We start from the raw sequence: 18,347 nt of genomic DNA, 5'->3' as shown, positions 1-18,347 counted from the left end.
GCGGTTTGCTTCCCGCATGAGAGGAGTTCGGATGAAAATCTATGTTGACAGTTCCGCAGAATTAACCGTTTAAAGGACCCAGCTTCTCGCCGCCCAACAGATGATAATGAAGATGAAACACGACTTGCCCGGCATTCTTGCCGCAGTTATTAAGCAGCCGATATCCGCTCTCATGAACTCCAAGCTGTTTCGCAACCTCTTGTGCGGCGAGATGAATCTCTCCAATAACCTCCACATCTTCCTCCTGGACATCATTCATGGTGGCGATGTGCTTCTTGGGAATTATTAGAGCATGAACGGGTGCGGCCGGCTGGATATCGTGAAAAGCAAGCACCTTGTCGTTCTCATAGATTTTCTTCGAAGGAATGGAACCTTCGATAATTTTACAAAAGATGCAATCCATGACCATAATCATCCCTTCGTTTAAATGCATAGTAAGCTTGTTCAGCGATGCCGGGCATCGGTAAAATCAAATGGAGACTGGCCCGTCTAATCATAAACCGGCTGTAGAAGCCGGATTCTTAACAGCTAAAGCGTCCCCGATAAACATAGTTTAACCAATTATAGGATACGTGTTCAACTCATGGAGAAAGAATCACGATTTATTCGGGAAGCGGAAGCCTTATTAGATATAGCTACAAGCTCTCCACATAAAGCCGGCTGCCCTGTCCCGAGGGCTCGGCGGGCTGCACGATCAAGCGGCGGGGAAGGCGCGCCTTCAGCTCAGGCACATGGCTGATAATGCCAACCGTTAAACGGTCGGTATGCAGCTTCTCCAAAGCGCCGATCACCGTATCCAGCAGGTCGGGGTCCAATGTCCCGAAGCCTTCGTCCAGGAAGAAAAATTCGAGCGGATACTGGCCGCTAAGCTGAATCTGGGCAGACAGCGCAAGGGCGAGCGCAAGGGAGGTCAAGAACGTCTCCCCTCCCGACAAGGAACTGACCGGGCGCCGGATTCCGCCGTTGGCGTCGTCCCGGATAACGAATCCCCCGCTGGAATCGATCTCAATCGCATAGCGCTGACGGGTAAGCTGACCCAGCTTGTGCGAGGCGGAACGGCTCACCTGCATCAATTGTTCCTCGGCTATGAACTCAACGAAAGCATTCCCTCTTAACACGGATTGCAATTTATGCAGCCGCCCGTATTCCTCTTCGTTCCGGGCACGCTTGGCTTCCAGCTCGGTCCAGTGGGCGTGCTTGTTCTTCAGGTCTTCCAGATCCCGCTCCGCTTTGGCACGCTCGCTCAGCGCCTGTTCATCAAGCAGATGCGCCTCTTCCTTCGCTCTCTGGATTTCCTGCCATTGCGCTTCCGTAATGTCGGCCCCGGACAACTGGCCGTCGATATGCTCCAACCTGGCTTCCAGGCGAGACTTCCTGTCCCGATATTCGGCGACTTCGGAGGACCACTGCTGCAGCCGTTCGGGCGTAAGCAGCGCCCTGCGAACCTCCTCTTCCCCGGCAAACGGGGACGGCTCCAGTGCCTTGCGCCAATGGGCCTCGGTCTTGGCCAGCTGCTGATCGGCGGCGCTGCAATCTTGGCCGGAAGCAATGAATTGCCGGTTCAGCTCCTGCAGCTCGGCCCGGACCTTCTCGAGTCTGGCAGCTTGCTCCTTCTCCTCGGCAACAAGCCGTTCCAGACGGCTCTTAACCTCCGAGAGTTGACGATCGACCGGCTCATGGCCCGCCTTCTCCGCTAACTGCTGCTTCTGCATCGAGAGCAGCTGCTCCAGCCCCTTGCGCTCCGTATCCAATTGCAGCAATTCTTTGTCCCGTTCGACCATCTCCGCTTGCAGCTCGTTAAGCTTCGCTAACGAGTTTTCCAGGAAAACAACGCTCTTGTCCAGCCGTTCGTTCAGTTCCTCCCGTTCTTTATCCTTGTGATGCAGAGCGGCAAGCTGCTCCTCCAGAGTGTCCCTGTTCAGATCGGGAAACCTTCGCTGCCATTCCCGTTCCTGAAGATCCATTTCCGCACGGACGGCCTCCAGCTTGCGGACGCCGCCGTCCTTCACGGTGCGTAAAGCATCCTTCCGCGCTGCCAGCTCTCCACGCCGCTGCTCCAGAAGCGTCCACTCTGCGAACAAGTCCCGCATCTGCCCTTCCATACGGGCTAATGCGTTCTTCTCGCCTTCCAGCCGCTCCCGCAGAGCTCGTCCATGTTCAAGCAGCTTGTCGGCCTGCTCCTCCACCTTCGCAAGCTTATGCAAGTGCACCTGTTCGGCCTCATCACCCGATACGTTCGGTCCCGGAACAGATTCTTTGCCGTCCTTGGCGGTCTGACCGATAAAGGCCTCTGCCGATTCCGCATACCGGGCAGCCATGGACGCTCCGCCCTCCGGTGGCGTTGCCGCCTCGGCGGCAGCCGCCGCAGCCTCCTGCAGAGAAGCGCCGCCTATCCGGTCCGCCAGCTTCTCCGCCAAATGGCCGACGGACAGCTTCAGCTGCATGGCCTGTACCTGCAGGTCTTTGGCTTCCTCGGCCACCTGCTTCAGCACCTTGATCTCCCCTGCGTATTCGTGCGCCGTGTGGGCCTGAGCGGGTGCCGGATGATGGAGCGAGCCGCACACCGGGCATGCGTCGCCCGGGCTTAAGGAGGAGGCCAGCATCGACGCCAGCCGGCCAAGCTCCTGCTCCCGCTCCTCCTCCTCAATCCGCCGCAGCCAGTCATTGGCTTCCCGCAGAAGTGCCGCGGCCGACCGCTCCAATTGTGCTGCGGAAGCCGCTTGCCTGACCGTCTCGGACCAGTGAAGCTGCAGGCGGTTCGCCAGACGCTCCTGTCCGGATCGGACTTCCCGCTCCTCCTTCTCCACAAGGGCCAGACGCTCCTCCGCCTCCTGTGCCTCCCGCTCTCCTTCGGCGCGCTGACGGGCCAGCGTTTCCCACTGCTGCTGTGCCTTGGAAGCATCCTGAAGACGCTGCCGCTCCTCGGAAGGGACCTCGACAAGCTGTTTCCGCTCCTTCAGCTCCGTTTGCAAACGAAGGGCCTTGGCATGGATTTGCCGCTCCTTCAGCAGCTCCTCCTCCGTCTTCTGCTTATGCAGAAGAGCCTCCTGTTTACGAGAATCCAACGCATGAAGGGCAGCCTCGCTCCGCCCCGCTTCCTCCGCCAGCCGAAGAGCTTGCTGCAGCTCTTCCATGCGAATGCGCAGTGGAGCTTCATGCTCGGCCAGCCGCTGTCTGGCTTCCGTATACTGTGCCGCCGTCTCGTCATGCATTCGCGACATCCGTTCGAAGCCGGATTTAATTTCATTATGTAACCTTAGCTTCTCGGCAGACCATCGCCGGGCTTCCTCCCATTCCCGAAAGAGCGGATACAGGAGCTCGGCCTGTCCGGCCCGCTGTATTCCTTCCTCCATGGCCCGGATTTCCGGCTCCCTCCCGGCCAGCGCCTGCCATTCCTGGCGGAGTGCCGCTGCCTCCTGCTTCAGCATATATATTTTGCGGCTCTCTTCCCATCTCATGTCTGCCAGCAATCGCAGTTCCCGCTTCTCCTTGGCTTGTTCCGCCGCCGACTGGAAGCGCTGCTCCGCTGCCGCAACCGCCTCCCGGGAGGCGTCCCCGAGCCCCTGCTGCTCCGCCGCCAGTTCCTTGACGGCAGCCTCCGTATCCTTCAGCTTGCGGCTGACTCTCGCATTCAACAAATCGCCGTACTGCTCCAGGTGAAACAACCGCTGCAGCATCTGCCTTCGCTCGCTTCCTTTGAGAGACAGGAACTCGGCGAATTTCCCTTGCGGAAGCACGACGGCCCTCGTAAAATCCTGCATGGATAAGCCCAGAATTTGCTGAATCCGCTGGTTTACCTCGGATGCTTTATCCGCCAGGACGACCCCTTCCCCATTCGCTTCTTCGATCAGACGGCTGATCGTATTGTTCACGGACAATTCATTACCGCGCTTGAACTGCCTTTCTACCCGGTATTTCTTGACCCCTCCCGAATAGGACAATTCGAACACGAAGGAAACGGACAGCACCTTCTCCGCATGGTTCAGAATACCTTGCGTCCCGTTGCTGGCGCGCTCCACTTTGCCATAGAGGGCTAATGTGATGGCATCGAGGATCGTCGATTTTCCGCTTCCCGTCGGCCCGAAAATCCCGAACACGCCCGCGTCGCACAGACGGGTGAAATCTACCTCCTGCTTCTCGCGATAGCTCTGCAATCCGGATAGCGATAAATAGACCGGCCTCATCCTCTCGCCTCCCCTGCTGATTCTGAATCGGAATCCTCTTCGGCATTAAGCAGCTCCATAAACAGACGAATTAATTCCGGTTCAGGTTGGGCTCCACCGGTTTGCCGCGAATAAAAGCGGCTGAACATTTCGTCGATGGGCAGCCTCTCCTGCTCCTCCGGAAGCTGCTCGGAAGCTTGGGTGAAAATCGGGCGGATCTGCACAATCCCGCCTCGCTGCTTGCGCAAGCCCTGAATTTGTTCCATAGTCAGAGCTTCCTCCAGATGGATTTCCAAATCGATCCACGCGGAAGCATCCCTGTTCTCCTCGAACCAGCGGTATACTTGAGCGATTCCTTCCGCCGCTTTCCAACGAACGAGCGGACGCCCGCTGGACAGATAAATCTCCTCCGTCCTCAGTGTTCCACCGGGGGATATATCGAGTACCGTGACTGATTTGGCTTGCCCCGCTTCCGAGAAGCTGTAGGCAAGCGGAGAGCCCGAATATTTGACCGGCACGTCCGCCTTCACCGATTGCGGGCGGTGAAGATGGCCGAGAGCGACGTAATCCGCCGCCGTGCCAAAGGCCTTCGCGTTAACGGTATAAGCTCCGCCTACCTGGATCGGCCGTTCTGAATCGGACTCCGCCCCGCCGAGCACATAAATATGGCTCATGATCAAATTGACCGTATCCTTGGAGAAGCTTTGCGAAGCCTGGCGGATCATGGCCCCGATCCGGTCCGAATAAACGACCTGCAGACTTTCCTCATCCGCGTCCTCGGACAGCAGCTCCTTCAGACGGGATTCCGATGGATACGGCAGGGCGTAGAGCATCGCCCGCTCTCCGGTCCGGCGGATATCCAGCGGCATCGCTTCGGTGCCCGGCAGGCCAAGCAGTGTAATCCCTTGACGGTCAGCCAGAGGTGCGGATGCCGCAAGACGCTCGGGATTGTCGTGATTCCCGGCGATGGCGACAATCTGCCGCGCTCCCCCGTCGGCCAGACGGGATATGCTCTCATAGAACAGCTTCTCCGCCTGGGCCGGAGGATTTACCGTATCATAGACGTCTCCCGCCATCAGCACGAGATCGATCTGCTGATCCCGCACAATCCCGACCAGCTCGTCCAGGAAGGCTTCCTGCTCCTCCAGCCGGCTTCTTCCTTCCAGCGTCCGCCCGAGATGCCAATCGGCGGTATGTAATATTCGCATTAGTCCACCTCCAGTCGCCGCTTTACCTTCCCGCCCATCTCCACGAGATGGGAGCCATCGAAGAAGTACAGATAAATGTCCGACAGCGGCCGTTTCCAAATCTGCTCGACAGCCCGCGCATATAAGCCGAGCTGAACCTTATACCGTTCGGCATGCTCTTCCGGCGGGCGCCCTTTCATCGCATCGGTTTTGTAATCCAGCAGCACAAGCCCTTCCTCATCCTCAAACAGACAGTCGACCACCCCTTGAATGAGTATCGTCTCATCCTTGGCACCCGAAGACGTATTCGGATACACTTCGCCGGCGGGAAGTCCATAGCTGAACGGCACCTCGCGCTGAACCCTTCCCGCCCGCAGCATCCTTTTGCCTGCAACCGTTTGATAGAATCCGGAAATGACCGACGGATCCACCGCTTGGCGCTGCTCTTCGGTCAGCAGGCGAAGCTCCACCATCCGCTCCATTTCCTCGAGAATATCCTTCTCGTCCAGTTCCGGATGAAGCCGCAGTCTTTGTATAACTGCATGGTAGACCGTTCCCTTCTCCGCCGCACTGAGCTGCCACTGCTCTATAAATCGCGGACGGCGAAACAGATGCGCCTGCAGCGAAGAGGGGGCTGCCGCAGGAGCGGCGATATCGTCCGACAGGCTCCATACTTTCTCTTCATGCATTCGTTTGATTTCGGATACGGACGTTTTGGACAGCAGCTTCACGGCATCCGCGAACGGATAAGACCAGGAAAGCCGCCGGTTCACTTCTTCCCTATCCGCGGATTCTGCCGATTCGACCGGCTGCAGGTGCCGGACCGCCTCCATTCTCTCCGCCTGCAGAGCGGAAGCTTCTTCCACGGCCGCCGCCTCCTGAACGAGCATTGCCGGATAAATAACGGACACCTTCCACTCCGAACGGTCCCTTGCCGCCCAATCCGGTGTCGGATTCAGCATATGCCCCATCTCTCTCAGCGGCTGACAATGCTCGTGCTTGATCAAGGCCGGCCCGATCCAATCCAGGTAGCATTTCGCCTGGGCCAGCTCGTAATCCGGGAGTACCGGCGACTGCAAATCGCTGCGCGCCCATAATTCCAATTGTCTCGACAGCGAACGCACCGTGCCGAGCAGAAATAATTTCTCTCTCGCTCTCGTCAGCGCGACATAGAGCACCCGCATCTCCTCGGCCAGCATCTCCAGCCGCATTCTCCGGCGTATGGCCAGAGTAGGCAGCGAAGGATAGCTGATCCTTTTGTCCAAATCGACATAATAAGGGCCCAGCCCCAATTCCTTGTGAATGAGAAAATGCGAATTCAGGTCCTGACGGTTGAACGCCTTGCCCATGCCCGCCACGAATACGACCGGGAACTCCAGCCCTTTGCTCTTGTGAATGGACATGATGCGGACGACATCCTCCTGCTCGCCCAATGCCCTGGCAGTTCCCAAATCTCCGCCGCTCTCCTGCATCCGCTCGACAAACCGCAGGAAACGGAACAGCCCGCGAAACGAGGTCGCTTCATATTGCCGGGCGCGATCATGCAGAGCGCGCAGGTTGGCCTGGCGCTGAACCCCTCCCGGCATCCCCCCGACGAAATCGTAATACCCGGTCTCCTGATACAGCGACCAGATCAAATCGGCCAGGGAGCTCTGGCGTGCGGCGGTCCGCCACCTCTCCAGACGTTCAATAAATACCCGAAGCTTATGGCGAAGCTCCCGATGCCCGTCGTCCGGATCTTCGATAAACTGCAGCAATGCTTTATAGAAATCCCCTTTGCGGTCAGCCGTTCTAACGATGGCCAGATCATCCGCCCGGAGTCCGACAATCGGGGAGCGAAGCACCCCAGCAAGAGGAATATCCTGATATGGATTGTCAATGATCTTGAGCAGAGAAAGGATAATATCCACTTCTGTCGCCATAAAATATCCCGTATTCAAATCCGCATAGCCGGGAATGCCCTGCTGCCTCAGTTCTTCCATGAAAACCGGCGCCCAACTGTGCGTTGCCCGCAGCAAAATGACGATATCCCGGTACTGTACAGGCCGCAGGCCGTTTTCTCTTTTGTCATATACCTGGAACGGCTCCTCCCCGGTTCCGCCCATCAGTTTGCGAATTTGCAGGGCGATGGACCTGGCTTCCAACTGAGCCGTTTCCATCTCACGGATTTCCTCGGCGAACGAGGAGCTCTCCTTGCCCTGCCCCGCCGCTTCCTCCGCCTCATCCGGGCCGTCCTCCGGCTCCACCGCACGATCCCCGCCGGCACGGTCGATCAGCATCCATTCCACCGGAAGCTCCCGCTTTCCGGGGGCCTGCTCATAATATTCAGCCCCGTACACAAGCTCGGCATCCCGGTCATAGGAGATCTCCCCTACCGTCTCGTTCATGACCTGCTTGAACACAAAATTGACTCCGTCCACCACTTGTCTTCGGCTGCGGAAATTCCGGGCAAGATCTATGCGTCGCCCTTTCCCGCTTCCATCCTGCCGGAAGGAGCGGTATTTCTCCAGAAACAAGCTGGGCTCCGCCAGCCGGAAGCGATAGATGCTCTGCTTGACATCGCCCACCATAAACCGGTTACCCCGATCCTCGCGGGACAGCAATTCGACTATCGCCTCCTGCACCCGGTTGGTATCCTGATATTCATCCAGCAATATTTCCACATACTGTTCCCTGTACTCCAGCGCGGCCTCCGACGGCTTCAATCCGCCTCCCGCATCCGGATCGCTCAGCACCTGCAAGCAATAGTGCTCCAAATCGGCAAAGTCGATCAAGCCTTTGCCCCGTTTCGCCTCCGAGAACCGGACGGCGAACTGGCGCACAAGCTCCACGAGCATGCCCATGACCGGATGCATCGCCTTCAGCTCCGCTTTATACTGTTCGGGCGAGCGGGTGAACAGCTCTTCGCGCAGGGCGTTGAACCGCTCCTTGGCCGTATCCCGGATGGCCTTGACCTTCTCCTGCAGCGACTTATCCAGACCTTCCCCCCGGCATGGCTTCAACCGTCCGAACGAAGCGGTCTGGAACCGTTCATAGAGCGATTCCCAGCTTTCTCCACATAATCCCATTAACTGAGATATCATCGCCGTTTCATCCGCCAGATTGGCCAAATACGGTGCCGGGCCTCCCGGCTGTTCAGCCAGACGGGACGCCTCCTGCAGCAATCCGGCTATTCCTTCCAGCTCCAGCCGGACATCGCGTATGAGGCTGTCAAACCAGAGCGAAGGCTCCATCGTATCCGTATTGAAAAACTCGCACATTTGGTCCAGCCACCGGTCTGGCAAAGGATGGCTGCGCGAGGCATCATAAAGCTGGAGGACCAGCGCAAACACCGCCTCGTCACTTCGGTCCCCTCCAAACCATTCCAGCATGTTCCAGAATTCGCTGGTTTCGTCCTCATGGCTGTAATAATGCTCGAACAGCTCCTCCAGCACATCCTGGCGCAGCAGTGCCGCTTCCGTCTCGTTGGCTATCCGAAAGCCGGGATCAAGCGGAATTCGTTGAAAATGCCGCTGGATGACTTCCAGACAAAAGGAATGCAGCGTCGTAATCGAAGCGCGGTGAATGAGAGCCAGCTGTTTCTTCAAATAGGCGGAATCCGGCTTGTCGTACAGAGCCTTCTCCAAGGCGTCGCGAATTCTCTGCCTCATTTCGGAAGCGGCCGCTTTCGTAAAGGTGGCAACCAGCAGACGGTCGACATCGACCGGATGGTTTTCGTCGGATATCCGGCGAATGATCCGCTCTACGAGCACCGCCGTCTTACCCGATCCTGCGGCTGCGGCAACGAGAATGTTCTGTCCCGTCCGGGTAATGGCCTCCCACTGCTCATCCGTCCAGGCCGATTGAGCCGGCTTGACAGGCGGGGCCTTGGCCTCAATCACATCCGACAAGTTATTTTCCTGCTCTTCATTGCGGTTCATTGTCGACCTTCCCTCCTTTACTTAAGCTGTCCATCGATGCAGCGTCCTCCAGACTTGTCCAGATGTCCACGCTGTCCTTTCTCTCGAGAATGCGGAAATCATTGCCCTTAAGCAGCGGGTCGAACTGGCAGACCGGCTTGAAGGGGCAGAAGGTGCAGGCGGATTTCCCCCCCAGGCGAAACGGGGTGATGCTGACATTCCCCTCTGTAATTTCCGTGCCGATGCTGCGGATTTTGCTGCGGACATACCCCCGCAGCCGGTCCCATTGCTCGGGAGTGGCCACCGATGCGGAGGAATAGAAGCTCCCGTCCGTTTTCAAGGCAACGGGGATCAACTGGGAATAGCCGCTCTGCAGGTCTCTGTCCATCAGCCTCACCGCTTCCTCGTCGGCCAGAACGAGCCCCTTCATCTTAAATTGCTTGCGTGTCTCCGCTTCGGCGTCTTCCCGGGAAATCGGATATTTGGTGCGGACCAGCGGGTTATGCACGTGGAAATAGAGCACCCCGGCCGGGCGCGCCTTCTGTCCGAGCCAAACCTCGGAGTGGCTTAGAACGACATCCAGATAGGTAAGCATCTGCAGGGACAATCCATAATAAAGCTCGGCCAGATGCAGCGAGGTTCGGCTCGATTTGTAATCGATGACCCTGAGTAGCAGTCCGCGCTCGCTCTCCGCCCGGTCTACCCGGTCAATTCGGCCCACAATCTCCATCGTGCAGCCGTTGTTCAGCCGGAAGGTAAGCGGGGGCAGCGTCTCCCCGGGCCCAAATCCGAGTTCAAGCCCGACCGGTACGAATCCGCTTCGCTTCGCGTGTTCGGCCAGAATGACGGAAGCCTTCCCGACGATTCCTTTAAGCTTCCTGGCTATGTAGCGGTAGCGGGGGGAGCTGAGCAAAATTTCGCTCTGCAGCCGCGGGGCGAGCCTGTCCACCATTTCGGAGGCCCGATGCTCCAGCTGCTCTCTGCTGAGCAGCGCCCAGTCGGCCTGCTCCTGCTGCAGGGAGCCGATCAGCCCGCTGAGAGCCGCATGGAACAGCTGGCCGATATCAGGCGCCTCCAGCCGGTAGACCCTGCGCTCCGCCAGCCTCAGCCCATGCGAGGCAAACTGGGAAAACGGGCAGGCGACAAACCGCTCCATGCGCGATACGCTGGCTTTCAGCTGGTCGCCGTAGAGAAGCCGGCTGGAGCTTGCGGACAGTGCGGCTTCGGCATTGCTAAAGTCAAGTGCCCGGACCATCATCTCCAGCTTGTCCCGCCATTGGGGCCGTTGCTGCAGCCAGTTGTAGACCTCCCACCAAAATTCGGCCATCTCCTCCCCCTTCATCCACTGCTTCATCCGGATGAATAAGTGGGAGACGGCTTGTCCCGGAGGGGAAATAAACTGCATTTGCTCCTCCTCGGACAAGGAGGAGTCCGGTTCGGCCAGCAGCAGCTTCTCCTTGACGGATGGAAACAGAGCCTGAATCTGCTGGATGATTTCTGAAGGCAGCAGCGCCCTTCCTTCTTCGTCCGCAAGCGGGTAGCTCAGCCACAGGTGCTCGGAAGGTGCACATAGAACCGAATAGATGAGCAATTGCTCATCCAATTGCCTGCGCCGGCCTCCGTCTGCAAGCTTCACTCCGGCTTCCCGCAGAAACTCGCGTTCATTCTCGGACAGTATTCCGTCCATGTTGATCTTGGCCGGCAGCACACCGTCATTAACTCCCAGTACGAAACAATACTTCACGCGTGTGGAACGGGTCCGGTCAATGGTTCCGATCAGCACCTGATCCAGCGAAGGAGGAACAAGCCCCATCCTTATGCTGTCCAGTCCGGAATCGACCATCTCCGCAAACATCTCACGCCCGATACTCTCCTCGCCCAGCATCTCCACCAGCTGGTCGAGCAGTTCAACTATCCTGTCCCATACCTGGGAATGCTCGCGGGCTTTCTCCGGGTTGCCATTCCGGATGCATTCCTCGCTCCATCGCTCCAATCGTTCGGGGACCTGTAAATCTATCAGCAGCGCATACAGCGCTTCTGCCATTTGCCGGACGTTCTCCGCCTGCGAGAAGCTTCTCTGGAAAGCGGACAGCGGCTCCGTCACCAATCTGCGGCAGGCTTGAATTCGTGCAACATACTCGGGATCGGGGCGATATCCGGTTATCCCGTCTTCCTCCTCAAGGGCGGCCTGCACCCTGAACTCCCATGCCCTGTCATCCAGCCAGCGCGATCCTTGAATTCCGGCCGCTAGAACGTAATTTTCCAGCTCGTCCATAGCGTGTCTCGTAACGGGGTTCTCCCCGGATTCCGTCAGCGGCAGGAAGAAATCCGTCTTCACACAGCGGAATACCGCATCATAACGCCAATTCCGGATGACGACTTCCAATGCGGAACGGATGAACTCCGCCAGCGGATGGTGAAGAATCGGGCGCTTCTGATCTATAAAATGAGGGATACCGAACTGCTGAAGAACGGTGGTCAGCAAATCCCCGTACCCGTCCATATCTCTTACCATAATGGTCATGTCCCGCCAGCGGAGCCCGCGGTCCGCGGCCAGCCGAAGCATCTGTCTGGCCACCCCTTCTACCTCCGCCTTGCGATGAACCGCCGACCGGATCGACAAACCTTGCGGCTCGGTCCCGTCAAGCTGCCGTTCCCGGTAAGCCCGCTTGGCCGCGGACAATCGATGCTCATAATGGCGTTCCAAATGAGCCAGCATCGCATTCGCGGCATAACGCGGAGGCGTTTCCTGCGCCAGCCGGATAATCCGCGGATTCGGCAGACCAACGGCTTCCATACGCTCCCGAAGCCGTATCATCGTCATCGCCGTTGGATAAAATAAATCCAGCTCATTCGGCTGTTCCCCCGCATCATAAGGCTTGTCCAGACAGAGGGTGACCGTAACGCTGCGGCAATGAAGCATGCATTGGACCAGAGCGGCGTGCTCCAACGGAGTGAATCCGAAGAAGCCGTCCACCCAAATATCCGCCTCCCGGATCCAGGGACAATTCCTAAGCTGAGCCGCCATCCGCTCCACGAAGGCGTCCGCATCCAAATATTGTTTAGTTAATTCCTTCTCGTAATCTATGTATACTTTCAGCAAATCTTCCAGCTTCTGCTCCAGAGTCCCGGGCTGCTCCGCCAACAACGGGGTCAGCCGCTCATGCTGCTGCGCGAGTTCATCGGGAGTGATGCACTGTCTCTTCAGTTCGCTGAACAGCGACAGCACCTCTTTGGCAAATCCGACCTGTGCGACAGAATGCCGGAATAGCCGGAGATTATCCTTATGCTTGTTAAGAATCCGCTGCAGCAGCATGGTCTTCCCGGTTTCGTCAATCGGAATCCCCGCGGTTCCTCCTGTTTCCTGCATGATGCGCCAAGCCAGTCTTGGAAAGCTATATACTTGAGCACGTATCGTTCCGGATAAACCGGGTGCGGACACCAGCGCCTGCTCCGCCTGATAGGTTGCCTGCTCCGGGACAAGGAGAATAAGCGGTCTGCCGTCCGGTTCCTTCTCCAGCCGTTCGCGGATTTCCGTCAGACACAGCTCGCTCTTGCCGCTGCCCGCCCGACCGATGACCATCCTGATATCCATGCGTCGTCCCCCTTCGCTTTGTCTATTTATTCTATCATATTTCCTTGCAGATAGGGAGATCATCCGTTCCCATCAGACCCGGTCCAAAAACTGGAGATAGAGAGCCCTGTCCTGCCTTCCAGGCCGGATCAAATGAAAATTTATGAATTTTCAATATCCGTTCACAATTGATTCACTGCATCCAAATCATCCAGTAAATTCCTGTGCTAAAATATACAAGAAGCCTCCTACGCTTTCGAATACCTTTTCGAATTCCAACTGATCTTTGCATGAACCTTTTCCTGCATCAGTCATACTCCTGTTGTAAGCCCTTTAGCTCCTGGCTCCCTGCTACCCACAAATCCATCCCGAATCCTTCACAGCCTAATGTCAGCATTCTCGTTATACGGGACGATCGGGGAGCTATTTTGCCTCTGAGGAAATTCGGAAACGAACCGGATTCACGTCAATGAATTTATTATTCAGAAATCCGATTAAAGGAAAGGACGGATGAACAGATGAGCAAAAAACGCAATCCTGCCGAAGGTTCGGAACAACCGCTGCCCCAGCAGCTCGCTGAGGATGCTGTACCGTCGTCCGACAAGATGACTCACACATGGATGGAGGAAATTTACCGGGATTTTGAAGAGAGGGGCGGCATGGACGACCTGCCAGGCAAGGGCAAGCCTCTGAAGCTGGAGGATGGCGATGTGCTGAGCTCCATTCTCAAGAACGCCAACTACCTTCCTCCATGGGTGGAGCTGCGTATGGAAATACGCGGCCGGCTGCTCCGTATCTGCAACCGGATTGAAGCGGGGGAGAAGGAGGATGCGGAACTGAATCGGGAGTTGGAGGAAATTAACCTTAACATCAGAAAATATAATCAAATGGTTCCCAGTCCTCTTTTGCAGCGCAGCAAAGTATACTTGGAAACCGTTAAGACACAATTGGATAAATGGGATTAAGCGGCTAAGGGCTGGCTTGTATCATGGATCTCCTTTTTCAGACATATACATGGACTAACTATGAAAAAGGAGACAGGCCGTCATGTTTACGACTATATTTATCCCTATGGCGCTGGGGCTGGCTGTTTTTCTGCTCGGCATGAAAGTGATGGAAGCCGCGCTCCATCAATGGGCCGGTCAATATCTGAAAACCTTGCTGGAGAGATTTACAAAAACACCGCTTCGCGGAATGATCGCTTCCACCGGCATTACTGCGGCGATGCAGAGCAGCACAGCCGTTACCGTGATCACGATCGGCCTCGTCAATGCAGGGCTGATGCGCTTTCCGCAAACGCTCGGCATCATACTGGGTACGAATATCGGAACGTGTCTGACCACGGAGCTGATCGGCCTGAATCTGCACAAGCATTCCCTGAGCATATTCATGGTCTCGCTTGTGATCTGGCTTTCCACATTCGTCCTGCCCGACCTTCCCGCTTATCCGCAATTATGGAAAAGGCATGTCCGCAACGGGGCGTTGGCTGTTGTCGGTTTCTCCTGCATTCTGCTAGGTCTGGAAGTGATGCAGTCCATTATCCCCCATCTGCGTTCGCGCGGTTTGTTCGCCTGGTTCGTGCAGCAATCCCAGAGCAGTCTGCTGTGGGCGATGATTGCCGGGGCCATCCTGACCGCTATCATTCACAGCGGTGTACTGACCATTACAATGGCTATGTCGCTGGCCTCCGTCCAAGTCATCTCCCTGGACGTCGGAATCGCCATCATCATCGGCGCCAACGTTGGAACCTGCGTAACGGCCCTCATTGCCAGCATCGGCGGAAGCCGGTACGGCGGATATGTAGCCTGGACGCATATTTTGCTTAACGTCGGCGGGGCCCTTCTGTTCTACCCGCTGATAGGCTCCCTCGGCACCATCGTCAGTTGGATGGCGGATTCTCCTTCCCTGCAGGTCGCCCGGGCCCAGACGATTTTCAATATCGCTTGTTCGTTGATCGCTCTTCCGCTCTGTTATACACCGCTTATTAGAAGACTGAAGTGATCGGCCGGCGGGAGCCCCGGCCTAGTAATCTTCCATTCCCTGCAGCCCGCTAACGATAGCGATGCCGGAGCTGGTGCCGATCCGAGTGGCTCCCGCCTCCAGCATCGCTATCGCCGTTGCGGCGTCGCGTACGCCTCCGGATGCTTTGACCCCCATGGAAGAAGACACAGACTCCCTCATTAACCGGACAACCTCTGCCGTTGCTCCTCCCGGGCCGAATCCGGTGCTTGTCTTAACAAAGCCTGCACCGGCCTGCTCGGCCAGGCGGCAGCCCGCTCTTACCAGCTCGCTGTTCAAATATCCCGTCTCCAGAATGACCTTGACTACGGCTTGTCCCTCCACCGCTGCAACCACCTGTTGAATATCGGCTTCCACCTCTGTGAAACGATGATCCAGCAGCATTCCGATGGGCAGCACCATATCGATTTCAGCAGCACCCCATTTCACGGACTGGGCAGCCTCATACGCCTTGACCTCGCTGCCGTTGGCGCCGTGCGGAAAACCACAAACCGCGCTTATGCGAACGTCTGAGCCTTGGAGCTGTTCCCGGCAATAAGCCACCCACCCCGAATGAACGCATACGCTGTAGAAATGGTGACGAACAGCCTCTTCGCACAGGGTACGAATGGCTTCTGCCCGTGCATCCGGCTTAAGCAGTGTATGATCGATCGTCCGGGCCAGAGTGCTTCTATTCCATTCCATCGCTGCTCACCTCTATTCCCAGCTTCTTCAACGCTTTGCACAGTACGGAATCGTTATTGCTGTAGCCATACTGGATCTGCTGACGCCAAGCTTCCACAGGCTCCAGCCACTCCACTCCGCGGATTTCCTCCACCTGGGCCTGAAGATTCCCGCCGATGCCGCGAACCAGAAAATAATGGACCTCCTTATCCATATTGCCGTGCTTCGGATGGGAGAACTGATAGGAAATCGTCTCGATCGGCTCGATGATCTCGCCTTCAATGCCGGTCTCCTCGGCGATTTCCCTCAACGCCGTCTGCTCCTTCGTCTCACCCGGCTCCATCTTTCCCTTCGGCAGAGTGATTTTACCGTAACGGTCCTGGATCATTTGAATCCAATACCTTCCGTCCTCTTCTTTAAAGACAACACCGCCCGCTGATACCTCCACCGGCGTTCCTCCCTTTCATTATGAAAATTAAGAAGGATTTCATTCTGGCGAACAGAACGAAATCCTGGTACGGTTGGCGCGCTATGATGCGGCTCGTTCCTCAAGTTAAACGACCGCAGACCGGGCCGAATCCAGCGTAGTAACATCAGAGCCGAGGCATTCGTTAACCCCTGCTTCATCGATCCTTACACGCACGAGCTGGCCGATCAAATCCTCGCTCCCCCGGAACACAACCTGCAAATAATTATCTGTATAGCCCATCAGAAGGCCGCTGTCCGGCGCTTCTTTATAAGGGCGCTCCGGAATAACCTCCAGCACCTGCCCGACGAACGGCTTGGCATAAGCCAGCTGCATTCTTTCAGACAAATCGATCAGTTCATGGACTCTCCGGTTCTTGACTTCTTCATCCACCTGATCCTCCATTCGGGCGGCCGGCGTGCCAGTCCTCTTGGAATAGGGGAATACGTGCATTTCCGCGAACTGCATTTGCTCCATGAACCGGTATCCGTTCGCGAACATTTCTTCCGTTTCACCCGGGAAGCCGACAATGACATCGGTCGTAATCGCAGCGTCCGGCATGATCCGGTGAATCTTCTCGATCTTGCTGCCGAATTCAGCCGTCGTATATTTGCGGCGCATCCGCTTCAGCACCCGGTCATCTCCCGCCTGCAGCGGTACATGAAAATGCCGGCACATTTTATCCGAGCCCTGCAGCACCTCGAGTACCTCGTCCGTGATTTGGCTCGCCTCTATCGAGCTGATCCGGACCCGGTTCAGCCCGTCAACCTTGTCGAGATCCCATAGCAGCTTCGCCAGGCTGTAGCCCTCCAGATCCTCGCCATAGCCTCCGGTGTGAATCCCGGTCAGGACGATCTCTTTATACCCGGCGTCCACCAATTGTCTGGCTTGGGCCAAGACGCTTTCCGGTCTGCGGCTGCGAAGAAGGCCCCGCGACCAGGGGATGATGCAGAAGGTGCAGAAATTGTTGCAGCCTTCCTGTATTTTCAGGAATGCCCGGGTACGGTCTGAAAATTCCGGAACATCCAGCTCCTCGAACTCCCGGGTTTTCATAATGTTGCGCACCGCATTGATCGGCTGGCGCTCCTGGCGGAAACGGTCAACCAGGGGGATGATTTTGTCCCGATCCTGGGTGCCTATCACAATATCTACCCCGGGTATCGCCGCGACCTCTGCGGGCGAAGTTTGGGCATAGCAGCCGGTGACCGCAATGATCGCATCCGGATTGCGGCGGATTGCCCGGCGGATCACCTGCCGGCTTTTTTTGTCGCCGGTATTGGTTACGGTGCATGTATTGATTAAATAAACGTCGGCCTTCGTCTCGAAGTCGACCTGCTCGTAGCCTTCTTTCTTGAATAGCTGCCAAATTCCTTCCGTCTCATAGAAATTAACCTTGCAGCCTAAAGTATGAAAAGCAACACTTGGCATAATTAACCTCCCATCTCTCCGCTTTCGTATAATATGCAAGCCAAAGCCACCATAGCGGCCGTCTCGGTACGGAGAATTCGCTTGCCGAGGCTGACCGGAATGCATCCTGCCGCCTCCGCCTCGGAAGCCTCCCGTTCGGTAAATCCCCCTTCGGGGCCGATCAGGATAACTACATGCAGTTCTTGCCCGTGATCGCGGGCTTGGGCCAGCCTGTCCCGAAGCAGGGGACGAAGCTGCCGGGTTTCTTCTTTCTCGTAACAAAAGAGAGCCAGATCCGCCTCCCGGGCCCTCTTAAGCACCTGCTTCCACGTTGCCGGCAGGCTAAGCTCGGGAATCCGGGTACGATGCGCCTGCTCTGCGGCTTCCTTGGCAATTTTGGCCCATCTTTCCAAACGCTTGGCTTCTTTCTTCACGTCATATTGAACAATCGTCCGTTCCGAAACGAACGGAAGGAAGCCTGCTGCCCCGATCTCCGTTCCTTTCTGAATGACGATCTCCATCTTGTCGCCCTTGGGCAAGCTTTGCGCAATCGTAACCCGGACAGACGGCTCGCTATCCGATCCCAGCTCCCGGACCAGAACCGCCTGCACCCGCTGCTCCTCCAGGGCGGAAATCTCCGCAATCCACTCCCGGCTGATGCCGTCACAGCAAATGATTTGATCACCGATCCCGGCCCGCATGACCCGGATCAGATGTCGGGCATCGTCTCCCGTTATTTCCACGGAATCGGCCGTAAACCGTTCCGGCGGTATGAAGTATCGCTGCATAGCTTTGCTCGCTTTCTAAACAAATATCACCTTTCATCATACAACTTTTGAGCCTTAAATGCTACTGCCAGTGTCCCGTATCGCGTACCAATTTCAACCGGAAGGGGGCTTCCCAGCGCCGTGTCGAAAACGGGCTGGAAGCCGACGAACGAAGGCCGGTCCTCTCTACTCTTGCGGAACG

General features: G+C 56.8%; 11 protein-coding genes. 2 read left to right on the top strand and 9 right to left on the bottom strand.

Translation table 11 applies throughout. From position 1 onward, the window contains the following. Positions 1-61 precede the first annotated feature (61 nt). The 5 genes from FS806_RS07610 to addB all read right to left on the bottom strand — a co-directional run bounded on the left by FS806_RS07610 (position 62) and on the right by addB (position 12,844). Positions 62-403, bottom strand: a complete 342-nt coding sequence (locus FS806_RS07610; protein ID WP_144934109.1) for a histidine triad nucleotide-binding protein — start codon at positions 401-403, stop codon at positions 62-64. Positions 404-635: 232 nt separating this feature from the next. After that, positions 636-4,184 (bottom strand): AAA family ATPase, encoded by a 3,549-nt coding sequence (locus tag FS806_RS07605; protein WP_144934107.1) that lies wholly within the window; start codon positions 4,182-4,184, stop codon positions 636-638. Then, entirely contained in the window at positions 4,181-5,371 is a 1,191-nt protein-coding gene (locus FS806_RS07600; RefSeq protein WP_144934105.1) for an exonuclease SbcCD subunit D, read from the bottom strand. The genes FS806_RS07605 and FS806_RS07600 overlap by 4 nt, the downstream gene beginning before the upstream one ends. Continuing rightward, a complete protein-coding gene (gene addA / locus FS806_RS07595) occupies positions 5,371-9,270 on the bottom strand; it encodes a helicase-exonuclease AddAB subunit AddA (RefSeq protein ID WP_144934103.1) in 3,900 nt (1,299 codons plus the stop codon). The genes FS806_RS07600 and addA overlap by 1 nt, the downstream gene beginning before the upstream one ends. Then, positions 9,257-12,844: a helicase-exonuclease AddAB subunit AddB gene (gene addB / locus FS806_RS07590; RefSeq protein WP_260982024.1), complete on the bottom strand. Its 3,588-nt coding sequence runs from the start codon at positions 12,842-12,844 to the stop codon at positions 9,257-9,259. The genes addA and addB overlap by 14 nt, the downstream gene beginning before the upstream one ends. Before the next feature lie 497 nt (positions 12,845-13,341). Between addB and FS806_RS07585 the strand changes: the two genes are divergently transcribed. Beyond that, on the top strand, positions 13,342-13,788 hold the full coding sequence (locus FS806_RS07585; protein WP_222126608.1) for a DnaJ family domain-containing protein: 447 nt from the start codon (positions 13,342-13,344) through the stop codon (positions 13,786-13,788). An 82-nt stretch (positions 13,789-13,870) separates the two neighbouring features. Beyond that, on the top strand, positions 13,871-14,824 hold the full coding sequence (locus FS806_RS07580; protein WP_144934099.1) for a Na/Pi cotransporter family protein: 954 nt from the start codon (positions 13,871-13,873) through the stop codon (positions 14,822-14,824). A gap of 21 nt (positions 14,825-14,845) precedes the next feature. Here FS806_RS07580 and deoC read toward each other — a convergent pair whose 3' ends face one another. The 4 genes from deoC to FS806_RS07560 all read right to left on the bottom strand — a co-directional run bounded on the left by deoC (position 14,846) and on the right by FS806_RS07560 (position 18,166). Then, complete coding sequence (gene deoC / locus FS806_RS07575) at positions 14,846-15,526, bottom strand: deoxyribose-phosphate aldolase (protein WP_144934097.1); 681 nt, start codon at positions 15,524-15,526, stop codon at positions 14,846-14,848. Continuing rightward, complete coding sequence (locus FS806_RS07570; RefSeq protein ID WP_255453008.1) at positions 15,513-15,893, bottom strand: NUDIX domain-containing protein; 381 nt, start codon at positions 15,891-15,893, stop codon at positions 15,513-15,515. The genes deoC and FS806_RS07570 overlap by 14 nt, the downstream gene beginning before the upstream one ends. A gap of 165 nt (positions 15,894-16,058) precedes the next feature. Beyond that, on the bottom strand, positions 16,059-17,399 hold the full coding sequence (mtaB, locus tag FS806_RS07565; protein WP_144934093.1) for a tRNA (N(6)-L-threonylcarbamoyladenosine(37)-C(2))-methylthiotransferase MtaB: 1,341 nt from the start codon (positions 17,397-17,399) through the stop codon (positions 16,059-16,061). 2 nt (positions 17,400-17,401) lie between these two features. After that, positions 17,402-18,166, bottom strand: a complete 765-nt coding sequence (locus FS806_RS07560) for a 16S rRNA (uracil(1498)-N(3))-methyltransferase (RefSeq protein ID WP_144934091.1) — start codon at positions 18,164-18,166, stop codon at positions 17,402-17,404. Positions 18,167-18,347: the final 181 nt, after the last annotated feature.

It is taken from the genome of Paenibacillus sp. 32O-W, from assembly GCF_007679495.1.
GTDB lineage: Bacteria > Bacillota > Bacilli > Paenibacillales > NBRC-103111 > Paenibacillus_L > Paenibacillus_L residui.
This window is presented reverse-complemented; position numbering and strand designations above follow the sequence as displayed.